Here is a 15,972-nt window from a genome sequence, read left to right as displayed (position 1 = left end):
CGGCACACAGGAGTGACAGACGACGAGCGGCGGGTAGGGTCCGTTTCATGCTGTGCTGTCTCGATAGCGAAGGTGCGATTTCGTGAAACTGGCCTTCTCCACCCTCGGTGTACCCGGACTCCCGATCAGCGACGTGGTGCGGCTCGCCGCCACGCACGGCTATCACGGTGTCGAGTTGCGCGCGCACCCCGAAGAGCCCGTGCACCCCGGCCTCGACCTGACCGCACGGGCCGACGTGGCCGCCGAGTTCAAGGCGGCGGGCGTCGAGATCCTGGGCCTGGCCGGCTACACCCGCGTGGCGGCGCCGGGCGACGACGGACCCGTGATCGCCGAGATCCGTGAACTCCTCGAACTGGCCCGGGACCTGGGCGCCCCCTACATCCGGGTGTTCCCCGGCGCCGACCCCGACCAGAGCCCCGAGGAGGCGGACGCGACGGCCGCACGCCGCCTGGGCACGGCGGCCGAGTACGCCGCGGACCTGGGCGTGCGGATCCTCCTGGAGACCCACGACTCGCACCGCACGGGCGCCGACGCGATCCGCGTCCTCGGGCTCGTCGGCCACCGCCAGGTGGGCTCCCTCTGGGACGTCATGCACACCTGGCTCGGCGGGGAGCAGCCCTCGGCCAGCCATGCCGCGCTGTCCCCGTTCCTCGGCTACGTCCAGGTCAAGGACATCGCCTCCGCCGACGACACCACTCCACTGCCGCTCGGCGCGGGCGTCCTGCCTCTCACCGAGTGCGTCGAGCTGCTCTCCCGCGAGGGCTGGGACGGCTGGCTGTGCTGGGAGTACGAGAAGCGCTGGTACGAGTCGGCCGCGCCGCTGGAGGACCTGCTGGGCGCCGGCCGGGAGCACCTGGCCCGACTGCTGAACGAGTCGGCGTAGGGGCCACGCCCACCGGGCGGCCGCAGATCCGATCGGCGGGGCTACGGCCTGGCCGGAATCGGCCCGAAACGACACCGCCGCGGACCCGGCCCGCGGGTACGGCCTGGCCGGAATCGGCCAGAACCGACACCCCTGGAACCCCGTCATGAACACCCGTGTCCCCTCGTACCGACTTCCGGGAATCCGGGCAATCCGGGGAACCCGTCCGCGCCAACCCCCGTCCAATCCGCATGCTGCCGGATGAGTCTCCGCAGAGCGGTGTCGGCCTCGCTGCTGGCTGCGAACGCTGACCTACCCTCTCCGCCGCCTGCGGCCGACAGCACGCCGTCACCGGCGCGCCCCCCTCCAACAGCGCCGGTGACGGCCCCTCACCCCGCGCCGCGCGACCGGTGTCGTCTGTCCGCGCTATTGACTGGCAGAAATTTCCCGGATATCCGTGACTCCTTGGAAGTTTCCTTCATACTCGCCCCTCCACGGGTCCTCCGGGCCCTCTCCGGAAGGAGCGCACGTGCACACCTCCAGACGCACGCTGCTCACGGCGACCGCGGGCGCGGCGGCGGTCGTCGCCGTCGGCGGCACCCGGGCGCAGGCAGAGGACGACGACACCGCGAGGCACGGGGACAGCAGACTCAGGGCCCTCGTCTCCCGCATGACGCTCGAGGAGAAGGTCGGGCAGCTCTTCGTGATGCGGGTGTACGGACACTCGGCGACCGAACCCGACCAGGCCGACATCGACGCCAACCTCGCGGAGATCGGCGTACGGACGGCCGCGGAGCTGATCGCCAAGTACCGGGTCGGCGGGATCATCTATTTCGGGTGGGCGCACAACACCCGTGACCCGCACCAGATCGCGGAGCTCAGCAACGGGATCCAGCGGGCCTCGCTGGAACAGCCCCGCGGGCTCCCCGTGCTCGTCTCCACCGACCAGGAGCACGGCATCGTGGCCCGCGTGGGCAGACCCGCGACGCTCTTCCCGGGCGCGATGGCCCTCGGTGCGGGCGCCTCCCGCGCCGACGCCCGCACGGCGGGGCGGATCGGCGGCGCCGAGCTGCGGGCGATGGGCATCCGGCAGGACTACGCGCCGGTCGCCGACGTGAACGTGAACCCGGCCAACCCGGTCATCGGGGTCCGCTCCTTCGGCGCCGACCCGCGGGCCGTGGCCCGGCTGGTCGCCGCGCAGGTCAAGGGCTACCAGGGTGCCGGTGTCGCGGCCACGGCCAAGCACTTCCCGGGGCACGGCGACACGGAGACCGACAGCCACTACGGCTTCCCGGTCATCGAGCACACCGAGGCGCAGTGGGCCGAGCTCGACGCGCCGCCGTTCGAGGCAGCCGTCGCCGCCGGCATCGACTCGATCATGACGGCGCACATCATGGTTCCGGCGCTCGACCCGTCCGGCGACCCCGCCACGCTCTCCCGTCCGATCCTCACCGGCATCCTGCGGGAGCGGCTCGGCTACGACGGGGTCGTGGTGACGGACTCGCTCGGCATGGAGGGCGTCCGCACGAAGTACGGCGACGACAGGGTGCCCGTGCTCGCCCTGAAGGCCGGGGTCGACCAGCTCCTCAACCCGCCGAAGCTCGACGTCGCCTGGAACGCGGTGCTGCGGGCCGTCCGTGAGGGCGAGCTGACGGAGGCCCGCCTCGACGAGTCGATCCTGCGTGTTCTGCGGCTGAAGGCGAAGCTCGGGCTGCTGAAGGACCCGTACGTCACCCGGCGGGGAGTGGACCGTACGGTCGGGATTCCTCCGCATCTGAAGGCCGCCGACCGGATCGCCGAGCGGACGACGACCCTGCTCGTCAACTCCGGCGGTCTGCTGCCGCTTTCACGCCGTACGCATCCGAAGGTGCTTGTCGTCGGCGCCGATCCGGCATCGCCGTCCGGGACGACCGGCCCGCCCACGGCCGTGCTGGCGGCCGCGCTCACCGAGCTGGGTTTCACGGCGACGGCGCTGTCGACGGGCACGGCGCCCTCCGCCGCGACCGTCGCGAAGGCCGTCGCCGCGGCTCAGGACGCGGACGCGGTGCTCGTGGGGACGTACAACGTCACCGCCGCCTCCAGTCAGCGGACGCTCGTGGCACAACTGCTCGCGACGGGCCGCCCGGTGCTCGCACTCGCCATCCGCAATCCGTACGACGTCGCTCAACTCCCTGACGTCAAGGCCTACTTGGCGGCATACTCCTGGACGGACGTCGAGCTGCGCGCCGCGGTACGGGTGATCGCGGGGAGGGCCGGTCCGGTGGGGAAGCTGCCGGTGCCGGTGCAGCGCGCGGACGATCCGGCGCGGGTGCTGTACCCCGTGGGGCACGGCCTGACGTACTAGGGCCTACGCCGCACACCCGCCGCTCCACCCCCAACTGACGCAAAGCACCCCGTACGCCTGGCGGGGCCCGCTGCGACGGGCCACGCTGGGCGGGGGATCGGGGGACGTGTCATGCGCGATGCACGGGGCGCGGGCGCACACCGCGCGGGGTTCGCGTCGGTGGCGTGCGCGCTGCTGGCGCTGGTGGCGGCGGCCCTCACGGGATGTCTGCGGTCGTCCGGGTCCGAGGACGGCGGGCCGCGGGAGACCGCCGCGGTCTCGGTCGCGGCTCCCACCCCGGCCTCGGGGTACGGGGTGCTGTTCCTCGGGATCGACGAGTGCAGTTCGTTCGGGCGCGAGTCGTTCACCGAGGTGCCGTGCACCAGTGAGAAGGCGGCGGCGCGGGTCGTCGCGCGGCACGACGGCCGGGCGGGCGAGGGGCCGCTCTGTCCCGCGACCACGGACTTCGTGCTGCACATCAGTGAGCAGCGGCCGTCCGCCGACGAGGACGGCGACGGCGCGATCCCGCAGGGTTACGCCTGTATGCGCAGCCTGGAGGCCCCGCACCCCGGCGATCCGGGCGGCGGCGGGGGCCCGCGCACCATCGTCGGCGACTGTGTCCACAGCGCGGGTGCGGGCGAGGTCCGCGAGACGGCGTGCGACGGCAGCGGTGAGAAGAGCCCGGAGTACGAGGTGACGGCGGCCGTGGAGAAGCGGGGCGAGTGCCCCGCGTCGACGGAGCTGTACGTCCAGCTGGGCGGGGCCGAGCCGGTGGGCTGCGCCCGCCCGCTGTAGCCGTCTGGCTCGGGCGGGCGGGCGCGGCACGGCGGTCGGTCACCGCCGCGGGTGCTGCTGTGCGGTCACGGCCGGAGCTGGCGCTCCACCTTGCGCTTGTCCAGCTTGGAGTCGTACTTGGCCAGCGGCTTCGCCTTCTCCGGGTCCGCCTGGACCGCGGCCGAGGCGACGCCCGCCCATTCGAGGATGCGGGCCGTGGCGAGGGCCTTCTGGTCGGGGACGAGACCCGCGACGTTGGCGCCGTGGTTCAGGCCCGGGGCCGTGAAGACGTACGAGTCGCGGGCTCCCTTGCCGAGGCGGAACGGCTCGGCTCCCCACGGGTCGTTCTGGCCGTACACGAAGAGCATGTGCTTCGCGTTGTGCTTGACCCAGGTGTCGACGTCACGCATCGCGCCGGGCTGGAACTTCATGGAGATGTCGCGCGGCACGAAGTTCCGCGGCGGCTGGTAGCCGTAGCGGATGTACTTCTTCTCGATGTGCGGGAAAACGATCGACGGGGCACCGAGCTGCGTGCCCGCCTGGTAGTAGTACGGCGTGTACGGCTCCAGGCCCTGGTCCGTGTAGAACGAGAAGCCGGAGATCGTGTCGATCGAGGTCCAGATCTCGTCGTCCGTCGCGTTCTTCGCGTCCGCGGGGATCGTGTCGCAGTCGGCGAGCAGGCTGTACTGCCAGAAGCCCCACACGTAGTCGAGGACGACCGCCTCGTACGCCTTGTCCAGGCTGCCGATGGTCTTGAAGGTGTAGCCCTCGGCGGCGGCCAGTTCCTCGTACTTCTTCTCCAGCGGGGCGCGGCGCACGAGTGCCTCGCGCTGCACCGCGTTCAGCCGGGCACGGCACTCCTTGGTGCCGACCTTCGCGAAGAAGCGGTCGTAGGCGGAGTCCTCCTTGTTCACCACGTCGTTGGGGGCGACGTACGCGATGACGCCGTCCATGTCGCGCGGGTAGAAACGCTCGAAGTACGTGGCGGTCATGCCGCCCTTCGAACCGCCGGTGGAGACCCACTTCTTGTCGTAGACGGGCTTGAGGGCCTTGAAGATGCGGTGCTGGTCGCTGGCCGCCTGCCAGATGTCGAGCTTCGACCAGTCGGCCGGCGCGGGCCGGGACGGCGTGAAGTAGCGGTACTCCATCGAGATCTGGTTGCCGTCCACGATCTGGGTCGGCTCGCGGCGACTCGGGTTCGTGGAGACGTTGTAGCCGCCGGTGTAGAAGACCGTCGGGCGGGCCGTGTCCTTGTGCAGCACGGTGATGCGCTGCTGGAAGGTGCCCTTGGACGGCTTCCGGTGGTCGACGGGCTGGGTGTAGTTGAGGACGAAGAAGCGGTAGCCGGTGTACGGCTTCTCCTCGACCAGGCTCATGCCCGGTATGGCGAGGAGCCGGTCCTTGATGTCCGCGGCCTTGTTCGAGACGAGATCGGTGCCGGTGGTGTCCGGCTGGGCGGCGGTGGCCGCCCCGGCCGTGCTCACGGTGCCTATGAGCACCACGAGAGACAGCAGCCATCTGAGCGTCTTGCGCATGCGTTCTCCCCTGAATACGCAGATGTCCGCCGGAACCTAGCGGAGCAACAGCCGTCGCACCAGGGGATGCTGAGGGCATTACGGACAGGTCGGGACGAAGATCGCACGGCTTCGCTCGAAGATCGACCGGCTCAGCAGAGAATCCAGCCCGTGCTGACCGAGCCCGCGCCGACGGCCCCCTTGATCCGCACGCAGCGGTGGCCCGCGTGCACCCGCACCGGGCCCGCGTACTTCTTGAAGCGGCCCGCGTTGGGCACCCGCTCGCTCCCGCGGGCCTGGACGCTCACCATCATGTAGCGGCGGGCGCCCACCTTCTTCGGATAGGTCACCGCGCACACGTATCCGCGCTTCTTGTGGACGTCCACGAATCCGGTGGAGAAGGGCAGGGTGCGTACCTTCCGGCCGGAGCACAGGGGGGCCGCCGACGCGTCACCCGTGCCGGGGCCGGCGAGCACCAGCAGCCCGGAGGTGGTCAGCACGGCCGTGCCGAGCGCCAGGCGTCGGCGTATCGCGCCCATGTCCACTGGTGTCCCTCCACGGCCCGCGGCAATTGGCGTACTGATGTACGGACGCATGGCGTACGGCGAACGGTTGCCTCGCCCCGGGACCCGGTCGTGAAGCGGGCGGGGCGACGCGGCCGGACCGGGAGGGCGGGCGGGGCGCGGGGATCACTTCGTGGTGGTGACCGTCCTGGCGGGGTCCGGCTCCCCCACGAACGTCCGCCACAGCTGTGCGTACCGGCCGTCGCGCGCGAGCAGTTCGTCGTGCGTGCCGTCCTCGGCGACGCGGCCGTCGGCCATCACCACGACCCGGTCGGCCCGGGCGGCCGTGGTCAGCCGGTGCGCGACGACCAGCGTCGTACGGCGGCCCGCGATGCGGTCGGTGGCCTGGTTGACCTGGGCCTCGGTGGCGAGGTCGAGCGCTGCCGTCGCCTCGTCGAGGAGCAGGATGTCCGGGTCGACCAGTTCGGCGCGGGCGAGCGCGATCAGCTGGCGCTGTCCGGCGGAGAGGTTGCGGCCGCGCTCGGCGACCTCGTGGAGGTAGCCGCCGTCCAGCGTGGCGATCATGTCGTGCGCGCCGACCGCGCGGGCCGCCGCCTCCACCTCGGCGTCCGTGGCATCCGGCCTGCCGTACGCGATGGCGTCCCTGACGGTCCCCTGGAAGAGGTACGCCTCCTGCGGGACGACGCCGAGACGGTGCCGGTAGGAGGTCAGGTCGAGCGAGCGCAGGTCCGTGCCGTCGACCGTGACCCGGCCGCCGGTGGGGTCGTAGAAGCGGGCCACCAGCTTGACCAGGGTCGACTTGCCCGCGCCCGTCTCGCCGACGAACGCGACGGTCTGCCCGGCCGGAATGGTCAGGCCGACCCCGCTGAGGGCCTCCTCGGCGTCCTTGTCGCCGGGGCGGCCGTAGGCGAAGTCCACGTCCTCGAAGGCGATCTCGCCCCGCAGGGACAGCACTTCGAGCGGCTCGTCGGCGGCCTTCGTCGAGGTCGGCTCCTGGAGCAGCTCCTGGATCCGGCCGAGCGAGACGGTGGCCTGCTGGTAGCCGTCGAAGACCTGCGAGAGCTGCTGCACGGGCGCGAAGAACAGGTCGATGTAGAGGAGGTAGGCGACCAGCGCGCCGGTGGTGAGGGTGCCCGCGTCGACCCGGGCGGCGCCCACGATCAGCACGGCGGCGGCCGCCACGGAGGACAGCAGCTGGACGAACGGGAAGTAGACCGAGATCAGCCACTGTCCGCGGATGCGGGCCTGGCGGTAGCTGTCGCTGCCCTCGGCGAAGCGCCTGCCGCCCGAGCCCTCGCGGCGGAACGCCTGGAGGATCCGCAGGCCGGACACCGACTCCTGGAGGTCCGCGTTGACGACGGACACACGCTCGCGGGCGAGTTCGTACGCCTTGACGCTGGCCCTGCGGAAGAAGAACGTGCCGATGACCAGCGGCGGCAGCGTCAGGAAGACGACCAGCGCCAGCTGGACGTCGATCACGAGCAGGGCGCCCATGATGCCGAAGAAGGTGACGACGGAGACGAAGGCGGTGACCAGGCCGGTCTGCAGGAACGTGGACAGCGCGTCCACGTCCGTCGTCATCCGGGTCATGATCCGGCCGGTCAGCTCCCGCTCGTAGTAGTCGAGTCCGAGTCGCTGGAGCTGCGAGAAGATCTTCAGCCGGAGCGAGTAGAGGACCCGTTCGCCCGTGCGTCCGGTCATCCGGGTCTCGCCGATCTGCGCCGTCCACTGAACGAGCACGCTGACCAGGGCGATCGCCGAGGCCGCCCACACCCCCCCGAGCGCGAGCTCCGAGACGCCCTCGTCGATGCCGTGCCGGATCAGGACCGGCAGCAGCAGGCCCATGCCCGCGTCGACGGCGACGAGGCCGAGGCTCACGAGGAGCGGGAGCCCGAAGCCCCGCAGCAGGCGTCGCAGCCCGTACGAGTCCTCCGGGGTGACCGCGCGTGCCTCGTCGATGGCGGGGGTGTCGGTGGCCGCGGGGAGGGCGTCGACCTGGGCGAGGAGTTCGGGGGTCGCGGGCGTGCCGGCGAGCGCGGTGTCCTTGGGCTCGCGGTCGCCGGTCCACAGCCGTGGGGTGACACCGCGCTCGGCGTCGAACTCGGCGTCCAGCTCGTCCCGTACGGACGTGTCCTCCACCGGGCAGGACGGTGTGGCGTGACCGGGCGAGACGCCGCCCAGCTCGTCCGGGTCGGTGAGCAGCCGGCGGTACAGCGGTGAGCGTTCGGTCAGTTCCTCGTGGGTGCCGATGTCGGCGAGGCGGCCGTCGTCGAGGACGGCGATGCGGTCGGCGAGGTTGAGGGTGGAGCGGCGGTGGGCGATGAGGAGGGTCGTGCGGCCCGCCATGACACCGCGCAGGGCCTCGTGGATCTCGTGCTCGACCTGGGCGTCGACCGCCGAGGTGGCGTCGTCGAGGACCAGCAGGCGCGGGTCGGTGAGGATCGCCCGGGCCAGGGCCACGCGCTGGCGCTGGCCGCCGGAGAGGGTGAGGCCGTGCTCGCCGACCTTGGTGTCGTAGCCGTCGGGCAGGGCGGCGATGAAACGGTCCGCCTGGGCGGCCCGGGCCGCCGTCTCGATCTCCTCCTGGGTGGCCTCGGGGCGGCCGTAGGCGATGTTGGCGCGGACGGTCTCGGAGAAGAGGAAGGAGTCCTCGGGGACGAGGCCGATGGCCGCGCGCAGCGAGTCGAGGGTCAGCTCGCGCACGTCGAGGCCGCCGATGAGGACGGCGCCCCTGCTCACGTCGTAGAAGCGGGGCAGCAGGAGGGAGACCGTGGACTTGCCGGAGCCGGACGAGCCGACGACCGCGAGGGTCTCGCCGGAGCGGATCTCGAAGCTGAGGCCGTCGAGGACCGGGCGGTCGTCGTCGTAGGCGAAGGACACGTCGTCGAACTCGACGGTCGCGGGGGCGTCGGCGGGCAGCGGTTTCGAGCCGTCCTCGATCGACGGCTCGGTGTCGATCAGCTCCAGGACGCGCTCGGCGCCGGCCCGGGCCTGCTGGCCGACCGTGAGGACCATGGCGAGCATCCGCACGGGGCCCACGAGCTGGGCGAGGTAGGAGGAGAACGCCACGAAGGTGCCGAGGGTGACCTCGCCCTTCACCGCCAGCCAGCCGCCGAGCGCCAGCATGGCGACCTGGGCGAGCGCCGGGACCGCCTGGAGGGCGGGGGTGTACTTGGAGTTCAGCCGGATCGTGCGGAGGCGGCCCGCGAAGAGCTTGCGGCCGATCTCGCGGAGCTTGCCGGTCTCCTGGTCCTCCTGGCCGAAGCCCTTCACCACGCGGACGCCGGTGACCGCGCCGTCGACCACGCCCGCCACGGCCGCCGCCTGGGCCTGGGCGTACCAGGTGGCCGGGTGGAGCCTCGTCCGGCTGCGTTTGGCGATGAACCAGAGGGCGGGGGCCATGACCAGCGCGACGAGCGTGAGCGGGAGCGACAGCCAGGCCATGATCACGAGGGAGATCACGAAGAGGAGGATGTTCCCGATCGTCATCGGGAGCATGAAGAGCAGGCCCTGGATGAGCTGGAGGTCGCTGGTCGCGCGGCCCACGACCTGGCCGGTCGACAGCTCGTCCTGGCGTCTGCCGTCGAGCCGGGTGATCGTCCCGTACATGTCCGTGCGCAGGTCGTGCTGGACGTCGAGCGCGAGGCGTCCGCCGTAGTAGCGGCGGATGTAGGTGAGGACGTAGACGACGACCGCGGCGCCGATGAGGGCGCCCGCCCAGGGGGCCATGTCGCGGGTGTGGTCCCCGACGACGTCGTCGATGATCACCTTGGTGATCAGGGGGACGAGCGCCATGACGGCCATGCCGCCGAGTGAGGCGCCCAGCGCGAGCAGGACGTCCTTCGGGTACCGCCATGCGTACCCGGCCAGCCGCCGTGCCCATCCCCGCTGCGTTGTCACGCCTGGTGCCTTCCTGCCGTCGCTCCTGATCGTCCGGAAGGCACCAACACGGATTGAAGCGGATTTCATCCCTCCGCAATGTTGCGCACGGCCCGCGGGCGTACGCGGACCCTGCTCAGAGGCGTACGCGCAGGGAGTAGAAGCGGGTCGTCTGGACGGCGTTCTGGTTGTCGTCGCTGACCAGGAGGACGCGCAGGGCACCGTGGGTGCGGCCGGTGACCGCCATGCCCTCGATGTTGTCGAGGAGCGGGTTGGGCTGGGGCTGCTTGGCGGTGGCGCCGAGGGACGGGCAGTCCCCGATGTCGGCGAGGAGGGTCTTGCGGACGAGGCGTACGCCGTCCTGCCCGGTCAGGGTCTCGATGCCGCCGGTGTCCGTGGCGCGGCGCGGGTCGGCCAGGTAGAGCCGGACCGTGTTGCCGACGCCGGCGGTGAAGCCGCGTTCCAGGACGAGGAGGCGGCCGTCGGGCGTGGCTGTGGTCTCGGAGACGTTGAGGCCGGTGTCGGTGCGGTAGCCGTACTGGGCGGCGAGGGCGAAGGAGCCGCGGTGCCGCTCCCAGGTCTGGAAGCGGACGATGCCCGCGGTGTCGCCGGCGAGGGAGCCCTCCATGCCGGCCAGCAGGGTGTGGCGGCCGGGCAGGAAGGTCAGGCCCTCGAAGGTCTGGTTCGTTGTGGCGCGGCCCGCGGGCGCGACCCTGAGCGCGTCCGGTACGGGGAGCCGGTCGAGGACGCGGCCGTCGCGGGCGTGGCGGCGCACGGCGGGCTCGGTCTCGGAGGCGACGAACCGGGTGCCGTCACCGTCGACGGCGAGGCCCTCGGAGTCCAGGGCGCCGCCTGTCTCGTCTGCGAGCGGCACGACGGAGCGCGGCCGCAGGGTCCTCGGGTCGAGGGTGAAGAGGGAGGACCGGTCGGACAGCGCGACGATCGCCCCGTCCCGGTCCACGGCCAGCGCGGAGAGGTTGCCGACGAACGTGTCCCGGTACGTCGTCTTGTCGAGGGCGTCGGAGAAGCTCTCGATGGCGACGGCGGGCGAACAGGCTCTGCCGCTCGGGGAGCCGGCGGGCCCGCCGTGGGCGTCGGCGGGGCCGGCGGCGGTGACGCACAGGGCTGCCGCCAGGCCGGCCGTGAAGGAGGCGAGTACGGATCTCGGACGCATGGGGTCACGGTAGGCGGGCGCGGGTTGAGGGGGAGGGTACGGGCCGTGAATTCCGGAGGGCCGGTCCCCGGAGCACGTCCGGGACGCGCACCGCGGTGTGTGCCGCGGTGTGCGTCCCGGACGGGTCGAGCGGGGTGGGTCAGGCCGGCGGGACCGCCGGGAAGGCTTCCTTCGGGGTGTTCGTCGGCGTGTAGCGCTGCGTGGCGGTCGGCACCAGGTCCTTGTGGATGGCCCGGGCCACGGCCTGGATCGTGGTGACGCCGTAGTTCATCGTGCTGTTGCCGTGGGTGAGGACCGAGATCGTGTAGTCGCGTCCCGCGCCCTTGAACGCGCCGACGCTGTGGACGCGCCAGCCGTGGGTGGAGCGGGAGAGCCAGCCGTTCTTCACGTGCACGGAGACCGAGGCCGGGGCTCCGGCCGGGGTGCCCCAGCGCTGGGAGGAGATGACCTTGTTCATCAGCTTCAGCGTGTACGCGCGGGCGTTGTCGCTCAGGACAGTGTTCGGGGCGGTGAGGAGCGCGAGGAGTTTCTGCTCGTCCCGGACGGTGATCTGGGTGAGGCCCCAGTAGCCGTTCGCGCCCGGCTTGGTCTGGGTCATGCCCGCCGCGGCGAGGAAGCCCTTCACCTTGGCGACGCCCAGCTGCTGCCAGAGCTTGGTCGTGGCCGCGTTGTCCGACTTGGTGATCATGGCCGTGGCGAGGTCGCTCTCGCGCTGGGTGAGGTAGCGGTTGTGCTTCTTCGCGTCCCACAGCAGCGTGGCGAGGACGGTCACCTTGACGATGCTGGCCGAGTCGTACGCGCTGGTCGCTCTCAGCGTGCACGTGGTCTTCGTCGAGCGGTCGTAGAGGCCGACGGCGACGGTCCCCCGGCGGCCCGCGAGGGCCGTGGTGATGTCCTTCTGGAGCTTGGTCGCCAGGGCCGCGCTGCTGGACGTGCAGGCGACCTGCGGTGTCGCGGCCGCGGCGGCCGGTGCCGCCGCCACGGCCGGCGGTATGAGTACGCCGGCGGTCAGGGCCGCGCAGAGGGCACGCCTGTACCGCGATATCCGGTGTGTCATGAAGTCTTCCCATCCCCCGTTGCGTTCGTGCACGTGCGCTCGCAGCGCACTCGCCCCCTTTGACTCACCGAGGTGGCCGGAAGTTGTACCCGGATCCGGGTGGAGTTGAGGAGTCGGTGGAGTTGAGGGCGGGGGCGGCGGGTCGGGTCGCGTCGGCCGCGGGTCGGCGTCCCGTCTCGTCCCCGCGGAGGTTCCCACTCACAGCCGGGACCCAGGTTCACCACAGCCCGCGCCCACACCGCCCTCGCACGATGCCCTGGTGACATCTGCCACCGATCCGCACCCCCACGCCCCCGAGGCCGCCCCCGCACCCGGACGGGCCGTCGCCGAGCCGCCGCCCGCCGAAGGTGCGCCACCTGCCGGGAAGCCGCCCCGCTGGTCGCTGCCCGCACTGGCCGCGATCCTGGTTCTGGCCGGCGTGCTGTACTCCTGGAACCTCTCCTCGTCCAGCCTGAACAGCTTCTACAGCGCCGCGGTGCTCAGCGGTACGCAGAGCTGGAAGGCGTGGTTCTTCGGCTCGCTGGACGCCGGGAACTTCATGACCGTCGACAAGCCGCCCCTCGTACTGATGGTGATGGGGCTGTCCTGCCGCGTCTTCGGGTACGGCACCTGGCAGATGATGCTGCCGCTGGTCGCCTCCGCCCTCGGCACGATCTGGATCGTGCACGCGTCGGTCAAGCGGGTCTGGGGGCACGGCGCGGCCGCGGTCGCAGCCCTCGTCCTCGCACTCACCCCGATCACCGTCGCCATCAACCGCGACAACAACCCGGACACCCTGCTGGTCCTCCTCATGGTGGCGGGCGCCGCCCTGGCCCTGCGCGCCGTCCACAACGGCAGGCTGCTGCCGCTGGTCGGCTCGGCCGTCTGCTTCGGCCTCGCCTTCAACACCAAGATGCTCCAGGGCTACATCGCCCTGCCCGCCGTCTTCGCCGTCTACCTGTACGCGGCCAGGGGCGGGCTGCCGCGCCGGATACGCAACCTCGCGCTCGCCGGGGTCGCCCTCGCCGTCTCCAGTTTCTGGTGGGCGGCCGCCGTGTCGCTGGTGCCCGCCTCGGAGCGGCCGTACATCGGCGGGTCGACGGACGGCACCGCCTGGAACCTGATCATGGGCTACAACGGCCTGGGCCGCGTCCTCGGCGGCGAGGGCAACGGCGGGGGCGGAGGCGGTGGGGGCGGGTTCTCCGGGACCGCGGGCATCGGCCGGATGTTCAACGAGGTGCTGGGCGGCCAGATCTCCTGGCTGCTCCCCTTCGCCGGGATCGCGCTCGCCGGCGGTCTCGTGCTGCGCGGCCGCGCTCCCCGTACGGACCTCACGCGGGCCGCGCTGCTCCTGTGGGGCGGCTGGACCGCGCTGCACTACCTGACGTTCAGCCTCGCCGAGGGCACCATGCACCCCTACTACACGACCGCGCTCGCGCCCGGCATCGCGGCGCTGTGCGGGGGCGGCGGGGCGATGCTCCTGCACGCCTTCCGCACGGGTGACGCCAGGCGCTGGTCCTGGGTGCTGCCCCTCGCGTTCGCCGTGACCGGCGTCTGGGCCGTCGTCCTGCTGCGGCGGGCCTCCGGCTGGAACACCTGGCTGTGGCCGACCGTCGCGGCCGTGATGGTCCTGGCGACGGCGGGGCTGTTCCTCTTCCGCTCCGGGCGCCGGGCGCGGCTGCTCTCCGTCGCCGTCGTCGCGGCCGTCGTCGCCTCCCTCGCCGGGCCCGCGGCCTACGCGGCCTCCGTGCCCGCGGGTTCGGGCGGCGGCATGAGCGGTACGAACCCGACGGCCGGGCCCACCACCGGCGGCGGCATGGGCGGTGGCCCCGGCGGCGGTGGCGGCCGAGGCGGCTTCCCCGGCGGGAACGGCGGAAACGGCGGAAACGGCGGCCAGGCAGCGGGCGGCAGCCCACAGCAGGGGAACCAGCAGGCCGGTGGTGAGGCGCCGGCCGGCGGCGGGACGGGTACGCCGCCCAGTGGCGCCCCGAGCGGCCAGATGCCCGGCGCGGGACAGCAGCAGGGCGGACAGGAGCAGGACAGCGGCCGGACCGGCACCCCGCCGAACGGCGCCGGCGCCACCGGCGAGCAGGGCAGCGGCAGCAACGCCGGGCCCGGCGGAGGCGGCGGAGGCGGCATGGGCGGTCCCGGTGGCGGTGCGGACAGCGCCATGACCGCGTACCTGGAGAGGCACCGGGACGGCGCCAAGTGGCTGGTGGCGGTGTCCAGTTCGCAGAGCGCGGCCCAGCTGATCGTCAGCACGGGGCAGCCCGTCATCTCCATGTGGGGCTGGTCCGGCAGCGACAAGGCCATGACCCTCGCCAAGCTGAAGGAGCTCGTGAAGAAGGGCGAGCTGCACTACATCGTGCTCGGCGGCGGGATGGGCGGCCCCGGCGGCGGCTCCGACAGTGTCAGCTCCGAGGTGACCGCCTGGGTCCAGAAGCACGGCACGGCGGTGAAGGCGAGCGAGTACGGCGGCACATCGTCCGCAGGGTCCGCCGGATCGACCGGATCGGCCCAGTCCTCCCAGTCCTCCGAGTCCTCTGCGTCCTCGGAGTCCTCCGACTCGCAGAACTCCCAGGCGCTCTACCGCCTGGACGCTTCGGACGTCAACTAGGGCCTTCCCTCCTACTGTTGGGGAAATCCCTCGCACCGCGCAGCCCTTGGACCGGAAACGGCCGGGGGTTGCGCGGTATGCGAGAACGTCACACAAACGCCTTCTCCCGGTTACACAGCCGACCTCATGTCCATGCCACGCTCCCGATTGACCGAAGTGTCAACACGCGTAGAACGCGGGCCCGCAGAGGAGGCCCCGCGGACGGCGCGTTCCGTTCCCGGGAAAGGGCACCCCCCATGTCCGTTGCGCAGATAGGCAGTTGGAAGGCGCTGGCGGTAGGCGTTTCCGCCGTCCTCGTCGGCCTCACCCTCCCGACGGTCGCCGCGACCCCCGCCGCGGCCACCACCACCGCGTACGACGACACGTACTACGCGGGCGCGATCGGCAAGACCGGCACGGCTCTGAAGAGCTCGCTGCACTCGATCATCAGCGACCAGACCGCGATCTCGTACTCGGCGGTCTGGAACGCGCTCAAGGTCACCGACCAGGACCCGAACAACAGCAGCAACGTCGTCCTGCTGTACTCGGGCCTCTCCCGCAGCAAGACGCTCAACGGCGGCGCCACCGGCAACTGGAACCGCGAGCACGTGTGGGCCCAGTCGCACGGCGACTTCGGCACCTCGGCCGGTCCCGGCACGGACCTGCACCACCTGCGCCCCGAGGACGTCCAGGTCAACAGCATCCGCGGCAACAAGGACTTCGACACCGGCGGCAGCAGCTTCACCAACAGCGGCGGCAGCCTCACCGACTCGAACTCCTTCGAGCCCCGCGCCGCCGTCAAGGGCGACGTGGCCCGCATGATCCTCTACATGGCCGTCCGTTACGAGGGCGACGACGCCTGGGAGGACCTGGAGCCCAACGACGCCGTCACCAACGGCAGCGTCCCGTACCACGGCCGCCTCTCGGTGCTGAAGCAGTGGAACGAGCAGGACCCGCCGAGCGCCTTCGAGGAGCGCCGCAACGAACTGATCTACAACAACTACCAGGGCAACCGGAACCCGTTCATCGACCACCCCGAGTGGGTCGAGGCGATCTGGTAGACCGACGGTGACCCGCGCTGAACTCCCGGTGACAACAAGGGAGTTCAGCGCCACACCTGTCTCCTCGGTTACGAATCCATGACATTGGGGCGTACAACTGGAGCCGCCCGGACCGAGTCGTACTCCCTGAACGCGGCCTTCCGCGTTCGGACCGACCGACTCGAAAGGCTCACGTATGTCCCGAGCACACCGCCGAACCCGTACCGCGATCACCGCACCCCTGGCAGCC

10 protein-coding genes are annotated in these 15,972 nt (G+C 71.7%); 5 read left to right on the top strand and 5 right to left on the bottom strand.

Annotated features, from left to right (window positions below):
* Positions 1-82 precede the first annotated feature (82 nt).
* The 3 genes from KUF83_RS12535 (at position 83) to KUF83_RS12525 (ending at position 3,980) form a co-directional block, all read left to right on the top strand.
* Complete coding sequence (locus tag KUF83_RS12535) at positions 83-883, top strand: sugar phosphate isomerase/epimerase (protein WP_217454726.1); 801 nt, start codon at positions 83-85, stop codon at positions 881-883.
* A 508-nt stretch (positions 884-1,391) separates the two neighbouring features.
* Positions 1,392-3,206 carry a glycoside hydrolase family 3 protein gene (locus tag KUF83_RS12530; protein ID WP_217454725.1) on the top strand — a complete coding sequence of 605 codons (1,815 nt, stop codon included), beginning with the start codon at positions 1,392-1,394 and terminating at the stop codon, positions 3,204-3,206.
* Positions 3,207-3,317: 111 nt separating this feature from the next.
* The gene (locus KUF83_RS12525) at positions 3,318-3,980 is read left to right on the top strand and encodes a hypothetical protein (protein WP_217454724.1); all 663 of its coding nucleotides are present in this window, start codon (positions 3,318-3,320) and stop codon (positions 3,978-3,980) included.
* A 65-nt stretch (positions 3,981-4,045) separates the two neighbouring features.
* On the opposite strand, the gene KUF83_RS12520 is transcribed toward KUF83_RS12525, so the two are convergent.
* From KUF83_RS12520 to KUF83_RS12500, 5 genes are all read right to left on the bottom strand, one after another.
* Positions 4,046-5,494 (bottom strand): S28 family serine protease, encoded by a 1,449-nt coding sequence (locus tag KUF83_RS12520; RefSeq protein ID WP_217454723.1) that lies wholly within the window; start codon positions 5,492-5,494, stop codon positions 4,046-4,048.
* Positions 5,495-5,625: 131 nt separating this feature from the next.
* Positions 5,626-6,012, bottom strand: a complete 387-nt coding sequence (locus KUF83_RS12515; RefSeq protein ID WP_254643749.1) for a hypothetical protein — start codon at positions 6,010-6,012, stop codon at positions 5,626-5,628.
* A gap of 150 nt (positions 6,013-6,162) precedes the next feature.
* Positions 6,163-9,897 carry an ABC transporter ATP-binding protein gene (locus KUF83_RS12510; protein ID WP_217454721.1) on the bottom strand — a complete coding sequence of 1,245 codons (3,735 nt, stop codon included), beginning with the start codon at positions 9,895-9,897 and terminating at the stop codon, positions 6,163-6,165.
* Between the two features lie 115 nt (positions 9,898-10,012).
* Entirely contained in the window at positions 10,013-11,050 is a 1,038-nt protein-coding gene (locus tag KUF83_RS12505; protein ID WP_217454720.1) for an esterase-like activity of phytase family protein, read from the bottom strand.
* Positions 11,051-11,189: 139 nt separating this feature from the next.
* Positions 11,190-12,107, bottom strand: coding sequence for a serine hydrolase (locus tag KUF83_RS12500; RefSeq protein ID WP_217454719.1), 918 nt, complete (start codon positions 12,105-12,107; stop codon positions 11,190-11,192).
* Between the two features lie 259 nt (positions 12,108-12,366).
* Between KUF83_RS12500 and KUF83_RS12495 the strand changes: the two genes are divergently transcribed.
* Together KUF83_RS12495 and KUF83_RS12490 are read left to right on the top strand one after the other, a co-directional pair.
* Positions 12,367-14,703 (top strand): glycosyltransferase family 39 protein, encoded by a 2,337-nt coding sequence (locus KUF83_RS12495; RefSeq protein ID WP_217454718.1) that lies wholly within the window; start codon positions 12,367-12,369, stop codon positions 14,701-14,703.
* 236 nt (positions 14,704-14,939) lie between these two features.
* On the top strand, positions 14,940-15,743 hold the full coding sequence (locus tag KUF83_RS12490) for an endonuclease I family protein (RefSeq protein WP_217454717.1): 804 nt from the start codon (positions 14,940-14,942) through the stop codon (positions 15,741-15,743).
* Positions 15,744-15,972: the final 229 nt, after the last annotated feature.

Origin of the sequence: Streptomyces sp. BV286 (assembly GCF_019090165.1) — a bacterium.
Classification (GTDB): Bacteria; Actinomycetota; Actinomycetes; order Streptomycetales; family Streptomycetaceae; genus Streptomyces.
This window is presented reverse-complemented; position numbering and strand designations above follow the sequence as displayed.

Excerpts from the sequence above, each read along its gene's own strand:
- KUF83_RS12500 (WP_217454719.1), bottom strand. The coding sequence starts at position 12,107 with ATGACACACCGGATATCGCGGTACAGGCGTGCCCTCTGCGCGGCCCTG.
- KUF83_RS12505 (WP_217454720.1), bottom strand. The coding sequence starts at position 11,050 with ATGCGTCCGAGATCCGTACTCGCCTCCTTCACGGCCGGCCTGGCGGCA.
- KUF83_RS12525 (WP_217454724.1), top strand. The coding sequence starts at position 3,318 with ATGCGCGATGCACGGGGCGCGGGCGCACACCGCGCGGGGTTCGCGTCG.
- KUF83_RS12490 (WP_217454717.1), top strand. The coding sequence starts at position 14,940 with ATGTCCGTTGCGCAGATAGGCAGTTGGAAGGCGCTGGCGGTAGGCGTT.
- KUF83_RS12520 (WP_217454723.1), bottom strand. The coding sequence starts at position 5,494 with ATGCGCAAGACGCTCAGATGGCTGCTGTCTCTCGTGGTGCTCATAGGC.
- KUF83_RS12515 (WP_254643749.1), bottom strand. The coding sequence starts at position 6,012 with ATGGGCGCGATACGCCGACGCCTGGCGCTCGGCACGGCCGTGCTGACC.